This is a genomic window from Bradyrhizobium sp. CSA207, from assembly GCF_029051685.1.
GTDB lineage: Bacteria > Pseudomonadota > Alphaproteobacteria > Rhizobiales > Xanthobacteraceae > Bradyrhizobium.
Map to the genome: position 1 here is coordinate 1 of NZ_JAACFT010000079.1, position 7,117 is coordinate 7,117.

Sequence of the window (7,117 nt, forward strand, 5' to 3'; positions counted from 1 at the left end):
AACAGCATCTCTGTCAAATCGTGCTGTGCTTGGTTCTTCCGAGGATCGACCAACGACGAAAAGCATTCCGTGAAGCGCTCCAAAATAGTCCCCTCTCGAGTCAGGAGACACTGTCAGAATCAAATTTCCTCGCCTTGGCAATAGCTTGGACGCGCCGACATGCGATTCCCCTGGCCTGCACAGGACTACGAGGTCGTCGGCATAGGTCACGATACGAGAGCCGAGGCTTCGCTCCAGCCCGAGCATCTTCCATCCCAGTACAAACCGGCGCATGTAGAGGTTAGCCAGCAGTGGTGAGATCGGTGAGCCTTGCGGGATGCCTCTCCGCTTGTCCCGGGCCTCGGTCGTACGTGTCTTCCTTCCTCGATCGTCGGTTTCTTCCACGGGACATTCCAGCCACATCTTGATCAGATGCAGCACGCGCCGATCAACAATCCGGCGCGCCACCGACTTGAGAAGGTCGGCATGCGGAATGCTCCCGAAGTAGTCCGCGAGGTCGGCGTCTACGACTTCCGGGTGGCCGCGAAACAGCTGCTCTTCCACCTCGACCACCGCCTGTTGGGCATTCCGCCGGGGACGGTAGGCATACTGCTCTGGTGGAAGATCGGCCTCAAAGATCGGTTCCAGCACCAGCATCGCTGCTGTCATGCAGACTCGATCGCGCAAGGTTGAGATGCCCATTGGCCTGAGTTTGCCATTGGCCTTCGGTATGTACACTCTTCTGATAGGGTCCGGTCGATACGTCTCCTGCCTGAGCGCAAGCGCCAGTTCGCCAAGCCACCGCTGCACCCCGTACACTTCGATGCCCGCGAAGTCCTGGCCGTCCACACCCGGTGCGCCCTTGTTGGAGCGGCATTGAGCATAGGCATGGGCCAAGATGCCTTCCCGGCTGATCTTGTCGTACAGGGCATAGAAGCGGTAGCCGGCTTCTGCCTTCGCTTTCGCGTGCAACGCCGTCTGCAGTTTCTGAACACTCTTCGGAGTTGATAGGTTACCCAATCCCCAGGTCCCTCACTACGTCTTGCGTTCGTCTTGAACTGAGGTCCCTTCCCTCCACCGGCGTTACCCGGCTTCACCGGTACTACGAACCCCTCCGCATCCCCACGGCGCCCGGCCTGTCCCTCGCGGGCGTCCGGTTGGTCATCCCTGACCACGTCGTGGGGCCTCCCGTGTTGCGTACGCTTTCCTTGTGTACATGCTGTCGCCACTACCCCGGCGCAGCGGCTGGGCGTACTACTTCGCTCATTCCCCCAGCCGTATCAGCCTTCCCCGAAAGGGTCGTCGGGTCGGCCTGCGCATCGTCCTTTTCGAGGCTTGCTCGGCGTTTACTCGCGTTACGGCCTGCACACTCGCGCTGTCACCAATTCGTGACACGCTAATCGAAGGCTTCAGCCACTTCGTTACCTCCATGACTGCTCCGATTGCTTCCGGCTGGAGCGTTTGCCGGGTGGGACTTGCACCCACTGGAAAGCGCCGCCTTGTCACGGCGCACACCCGAAGTGGTCATTGTCGGGTCCTCGCCGCTTCTTCGATGCCTCTGCCGCACCAACGTGAGGTGTGATATCTTGGCGTACCCTGAGGCTCGGGGTATGTCCGCAGTCTGAGGGTCGTGAATTCTAGAGAGGAGGACGCCATGGCATTAACCGTCAAGGTGATGATGGAAGCTGCCAACGCCACTGTGCCGCGGATAACGCCGGCGCAGGCGCGCGAGATGATCGCCAAGGGCAATACGCTGGTGGTCGACGTACGCGACGCTCCGGAAGTGGAAAAAAGCGGCAAGGTCGCCGGCGCCCTACACGTTTCGCGCGGCATGCTGGAATTCCGTGCCGATCCCGAGTCGCCCTACCATGATAAGAACTTCGCCAAGGACAAAACCGTTATCCTTTATTGTGCCTCTGGCGGGCGCTCGGCCTTGAGCGGCAAGGTGCTCAAAGAAATGGGCTATGATCAGGTCTACAATCTCGGCGCCTTCAAGGATTGGGCTGAAGGCGGGGGCGCAGTCGACAAGCCTATCGAGCCTGGCATGTGAGGGCCCAGCAGTTTTACGGCGGAGCGACTGGCGAGTCGGCTCTTGGCACCTTTGAGACATGCTCGCCTATCCTGAAAATGTCCGTTCACCGGGGTAGACCGGAAGTCGCCGTGGTCCGGCAAAACCTACGCGAATGACCCACAACGGAAGTACTCAAAGCTCCCTCTGCGATGGATTCTGAGCGACCAACAGATATAATTAGCACGGTGTTCGCCCGCCTAATTCAGAATGAAGAAAGCCAGAGAAGCAGCAGCCATGACTGCGGTCGCCGCCCAGCCCCAGATCGCCATCGATCGGGATAGAGTGAGCCGTCCCATGACCCGGGGGTTGCGTACAATCAACATCATCACTGCCATCAGTGGAGCCGCCAATACACCATTGACGACAGCCGCCCAATACAGAGCCCGCACCGGATCGAGGCCAATGAAGTTGAGAGCAGCTCCGAGCATAGTAGCTACTGCTATCGTTGCATAAAAGGCGCGCGCATCATTAGGTTTGGCGTCGAGGGTTTCAGCCCAACCGAACACCTCGCTGACTGCATACGCCGCCGATCCCGTCAGAACCGGCACGGCCAGCAATCCAGTGCCAATGATGCCAAGCGCAAACAGTGCGAAGGCAAACTCTCCCGCGATAGGACGCAGCGCCTCGGCAGCTTGCGCCGACGTGGCGACATCAACGATGCCATGCGAATGCAGCGTCGCCGCGGTCGCGAACACGATTGCCAGCGACACCAGCGAGCTGAAGGCCATACCCACAATCGTATCGAGGCGGATACGCGCAAGTTCCGGACCTGCGGTCTTGGGCGTAATGCAGAGCGGTTTGGCGTGGTGACGATGTTGTTCCTCGACTTCCTGCCCCGCTTGCCAGAAAAACAAGTAGGGACTGATGGTAGTTCCGAGGATCGCCACCATCGCCATCGCGGATGGTCCCGTTAAATCGATGTGCGGAACAATCAAAGACTTCAGCGCTATGTCCCATGGCACATCTGCCACAAAGACCACGGCGACATACGAGAACAGCGACAGCGTCGTCCATTTCAGGACGGCTGCATAACGCGGATAACTTAGCCAGACCTCGAGCACGATGCACACGCCGCCGAACAACAGCGTGTAAAGCTGTTCTGGACCGCCAATCAGAAGCTGGAGCGCTGAGCCCATCGCTCCGAGATCGGCTCCCAGGTTGACGATGTTCGCGACCAGCAACAGAGTTACGACCGACCTGAGAAGCCATGGCGAATAGTGCCGTCTCAAATTGTGGGCAATGCCACGCCCGGTCACACAGCCGATTTGGGCAGCCACCTCCTGGATCACGACCATCAGGGGAAAAGAGAGCACAAAGGTCCAAGACAGCGCATAGCCGAACTGCGCACCGATCTGGCTGTGGGTGGCGATACCGCTTGGATCGTCATCCGCGGCTCCGGTGACCAAGCCAGGACCAAGCCCTCGCCACAAACGCTGAAGCAGCGAGCCAGCTTGCGCTCTTGGAATTTCCTGCATGCCCATGCCTAGCCGTTATTTTGAAGTGAATGTGAATTATTTCAGAAGATGAAGATTTCGGTCGCGATGCCACCAGGGCGACTTCCGATTTTGGCCCATCGCTTCCGTTGACGCGGTGTAGCCAAACGTCGATTCATAGGAGCGGACCGGAAGTTTGCAACCGAGCGCCAAACCGGCGCGATTGACCCTTAAGCGACCTTGGCCCAGCAACGCGCTTCCGATCGCACCTAGATGCGAACCTCAGATGTGAGGGGGCGGGGCAAGGTCGTGATGACGGCGGGAAGCGGCGGCGCTCGAGTTGTCCGCTGACGACGCCGCTACTATTTAAGATGGATGAAGACTTGCCTCGGCGCGACTTTGGAGTCTGGAGTCTCGTTATGCATCGTGGTCTGATCCCTTGCAGTGCTGCTATCGCCATACTAGCGACGCTCATCGAAGGCACCACGCACCGTGCGGACGCTGCATCACTGGCAGAGGTGCGGCAGAATGGTAGCCTACGTCTCTGCGCCAACCCGTCCGCACTCCCTTATTCGAACCTCGCCGATAGAGGCGACCTTGCCGGGTTCGAAGTCGAACTCGCGGAAGTGTTAGCGCACGAGATGGGATTGGAGCTCGGTGTGATCTGGGTTCGAAACGCCGGTGATATTAAGAACTTGGATTGTGATGTCTTGATGGGCGTCGTCGCCTCCGCCGCAAGCTACTATCGGGAGGGACTTACCGGACCCCTGACAACCCATCTACCCCTTCGCTTTTCGAGACCTTACGCAGACAGCGGTGTTGTCCTCGTCATTTCATCTCGAACTTCGGTTCGTCGGCTTGAGGATTTGCACGGTCAGAAGATTGGCGTCATGGTTGGATCCGTCGAGCACGAGTGGTTGGCCAAGCACGGCTTCCGCGTTTCGGTCTTCGCCTCTCAAGAAGACATAATTGCCGCGATCGAGGCAGGCGAAATCGAAGTTGGCGCGACAAACCCCGTGATTATCGGCTGGTATCGGCACGAACACCCCAGCACGGCAGTAAGGATACCCGACGGATACGAGCCAGACCCGGCACTGCACTGGAGTGTTTCAGTCGGGCTTCGCCGAGCCGACGATGCGCTGCTTGCAGCCGTGGATGCTGCGCTGGCCCGAGTAGTCGAGCAGCGGATACCAGCACAAATCTACGCGAAGTATGGCATTACCTATCTACCCCCTTCCGACGCAGGTCTCCGGTGAGGACGCGAACCCTGGCGCGACTGACACTACAGCCTGCGCCAGCAACTCTGAATGCTGGATGGGCTGTACTCGCGCCTTGCCATGATCTTTGAAGCCCAGGGCACTGCTTATCCTTACGGTGCAAGCAAGAGTTCTTCCGCTGATGGCCCATCGGCGAAGTGGCGGCAGCCCTCCAGGAGGTCCGCTCACCGAAACATGGCGGACCAGATTTGCTCACGTTGAGTTCTTCGCATGTTGACCCGGATCTGACGTCAGCCCGCATAGGTCATGTCGATGCGCCGCATAGCGCCGTAGGAGCGGGCGGCTTGCTTGGTGGCCCGTTACCCGATCTGCACGCTGGTCCCGCTGTTGCCGCTATCGGCCTTCAGTTGAGGTGGCGATCCAGAAACTGGTCATTTGAGTTCGCTGTAAATAGCCATTGTGCGGCTCAGGCGGCTTTGATCATTGATGTTGATTGTGGGTGGATGTAGCGTTGAAGAAAGCGGGAGGAGCGGAGCAATGATGAGATTGGTTTTCTCGATTGTCGGCGTTCTTATACTCACCGTTCTCGCAGCCCCCGGGGAGTCCTCCGCACAGAGCGTAGCGGGTCGTACTGCTCGGACTGTCGTCACATTCGACAACGTGGGCGATGCGCCGGGGGTGCCGGAGGGAATCACCACGGACGGCAAGGACGGGCTTTATGTCTCGCTCTTCGTCCTCGATCAGATCTGGCACGTCAATCCGGCCACCGGCGAGAAGAAGAAGGTTGCGGACGTGCCGGGCGGCGACCTCAAGGGCGACCTTATCGGGATCGAGCGGGATCCCATCGACGGCACTATCCTTGCCGCCTTCAAGCGCGCGACGAAGGTCGACCTGTTCACGGAGGATCATCCTGACTGTCGCGACGCCACCGACGCATCAACCGGTATCTACCGGGTCAACCCACAGACTGGAGCGGTAAGCCCGTTCGTGACGCGTGGAACCGGCGTCTCGCTCTGCTTCCCCGACGACATCGCGATCGATCCGAGCGGCAACGTGTACGTCTCCGATCTCGAGCTCGGGGTGATCTGGAAGTTCGATCGCGCCGGCCACGGGGGCGTCTGGTCGGATGACCCCCTGCTCGGCTGGACCGAGCAGACCGGTACGTGGAACACGAAGAACGGCACGGTGGGTGGTTACATCGGAATCAACACCGTGGCTCTTAGCCCCGATGGCCGTTACCTCTTCGCCGGCACCGACGGCGGCCCCGGCGGTCCCACCGGGAGCGGGCTGCTGGTGCGCATCCCGCTCCAGGCCGACGGCTCGGCGGGCAAGGCAGATCTCTTTGCCGCAGGGCTCGGGGCCAATGACGGTCTCGAGGTGGGCCCCGACGGAACGGTCTACTTCGGTGATACGTACAACAGCGACGTCTGGGCCTTCTCACCCGACGGGTCCCGCCGCCAGCTGATTGCCTCCCGCGATCAGTTCGGCGACCCCTTGGATAATGCGACCAGCCTCGTCTTCCTCAACGGCTGTCTTTACGAGACGCAGCTTGGCTTCTTCAAGCTACAGCTGGGCAAGGCGAATGAAACGCTGCGGAACGTGGTGGAGATCTGCAAGTTCGGCAACCCAGCGGAGAACGGTACGTACACGCCGCGTCCCGTACTGGAGACGTCGCCCCCGACGCCGCGTCCGCCGGTAGCGCGAGCGACGCACCCACAGTTCTCGACGCTCGGCCGCGGCCCACCGTAACTGTCGCCTCGCTCTCTTATTGGCTTTGCAGGCCCGCCGCCCTAGAATTGCGGCGATCGCAGGACGGGCGAACATGCAGTATATTTGCGACGCGCCGAAGGGTAAGACCTGGTTCCGTATCGAGACGGAAGGTGAGGCGGTGCATGAGTCGCGCCTGATGAGCCACACAGTCGAGAAATATTTCCGCCGCGAGCGGGAGAAGGCAGTCCAGTCCTGGCGTCCGGAGCGGCCCAACGCGATCGAGCGCGACGTCGGCCTCGAGGCCCATGTACAGCGAGAGATGCCGCTTTTCCTCACGTTGCGCGACAGGGAGGGCAATGCACTGACTACAGCGATGCTGCCACCGGGTGGCAAGGATCGCGGCGGGTTCCGGATCATCATCGTTGCCGCATCCAATGCCGATCCTTATCCTCAGCACGACGCGGCCATCGCTGCGCTGGGAGCGCATTTCGGTCTCACACTCGATCGCAGCCGCTGCTTTCCCTACGGCCGCTAAGGAGCCTGACAAGTATCGCTGCTTGATTGGAGCGATGACGGCTTATGGCCCTAATGCGAAGCGTTGGACGGGCCGAGCTTGTCCGATGACAAGAGTAGACCGGAAGTGACCGTCAAGACGCCGCTTTTGACCCCAAAGCGAAAATCGATGTCTTGCGTGGAAAGCAAGGCTA

Annotated in this window: 6 protein-coding genes; 4 read left to right on the forward strand and 2 right to left on the reverse strand. The window is 60.0% G+C overall.

The genetic code is table 11. The features are described from left to right. A partial coding sequence (locus GWG65_RS39720; RefSeq protein ID WP_275200841.1) for a reverse transcriptase domain-containing protein occupies window positions 1-999 on the reverse strand: 999 nt, incomplete at its 3' end. A 634-nt stretch (window positions 1,000-1,633) separates the two neighbouring features. On the opposite strand from GWG65_RS39720, the gene GWG65_RS39725 reads away from it, so the two are divergent. Then, the gene (locus tag GWG65_RS39725) at window positions 1,634-2,029 is read left to right on the forward strand and encodes a rhodanese-like domain-containing protein (protein WP_275200842.1); all 396 of its coding nucleotides are present in this window, start codon (window positions 1,634-1,636) and stop codon (window positions 2,027-2,029) included. Window positions 2,030-2,247: 218 nt separating this feature from the next. Here GWG65_RS39725 and GWG65_RS39730 read toward each other — a convergent pair whose 3' ends face one another. Continuing rightward, the gene (locus tag GWG65_RS39730) at window positions 2,248-3,525 is read right to left on the reverse strand and encodes a divalent metal cation transporter (RefSeq protein ID WP_275200843.1); all 1,278 of its coding nucleotides are present in this window, start codon (window positions 3,523-3,525) and stop codon (window positions 2,248-2,250) included. A 377-nt stretch (window positions 3,526-3,902) separates the two neighbouring features. Between GWG65_RS39730 and GWG65_RS39735 the strand changes: the two genes are divergently transcribed. The 3 genes from GWG65_RS39735 (at window position 3,903) to GWG65_RS39745 (ending at window position 6,945) form a co-directional block, all read left to right on the forward strand. Beyond that, window positions 3,903-4,739 (forward strand): transporter substrate-binding domain-containing protein, encoded by an 837-nt coding sequence (locus GWG65_RS39735; protein WP_275200844.1) that lies wholly within the window; start codon window positions 3,903-3,905, stop codon window positions 4,737-4,739. Between the two features lie 498 nt (window positions 4,740-5,237). Continuing rightward, window positions 5,238-6,449, forward strand: coding sequence for a hypothetical protein (locus GWG65_RS39740; RefSeq protein ID WP_275200845.1), 1,212 nt, complete (start codon window positions 5,238-5,240; stop codon window positions 6,447-6,449). A gap of 73 nt (window positions 6,450-6,522) precedes the next feature. Then, window positions 6,523-6,945, forward strand: a complete 423-nt coding sequence (locus GWG65_RS39745; RefSeq protein ID WP_275200846.1) for a hypothetical protein — start codon at window positions 6,523-6,525, stop codon at window positions 6,943-6,945. Window positions 6,946-7,117 lie beyond the last annotated feature (172 nt).

Coding starts and splice junctions, on each gene's coding strand:
- GWG65_RS39740 (WP_275200845.1), top strand. CDS start 5,238: ATGATGAGATTGGTTTTCTCGATTGTCGGCGTTCTTATACTCACCGTT.
- GWG65_RS39730 (WP_275200843.1), bottom strand. CDS start 3,525: ATGCAGGAAATTCCAAGAGCGCAAGCTGGCTCGCTGCTTCAGCGTTTG.
- GWG65_RS39725 (WP_275200842.1), top strand. CDS start 1,634: ATGGCATTAACCGTCAAGGTGATGATGGAAGCTGCCAACGCCACTGTG.
- GWG65_RS39745 (WP_275200846.1), top strand. CDS start 6,523: ATGCAGTATATTTGCGACGCGCCGAAGGGTAAGACCTGGTTCCGTATC.
- GWG65_RS39735 (WP_275200844.1), top strand. CDS start 3,903: ATGCATCGTGGTCTGATCCCTTGCAGTGCTGCTATCGCCATACTAGCG.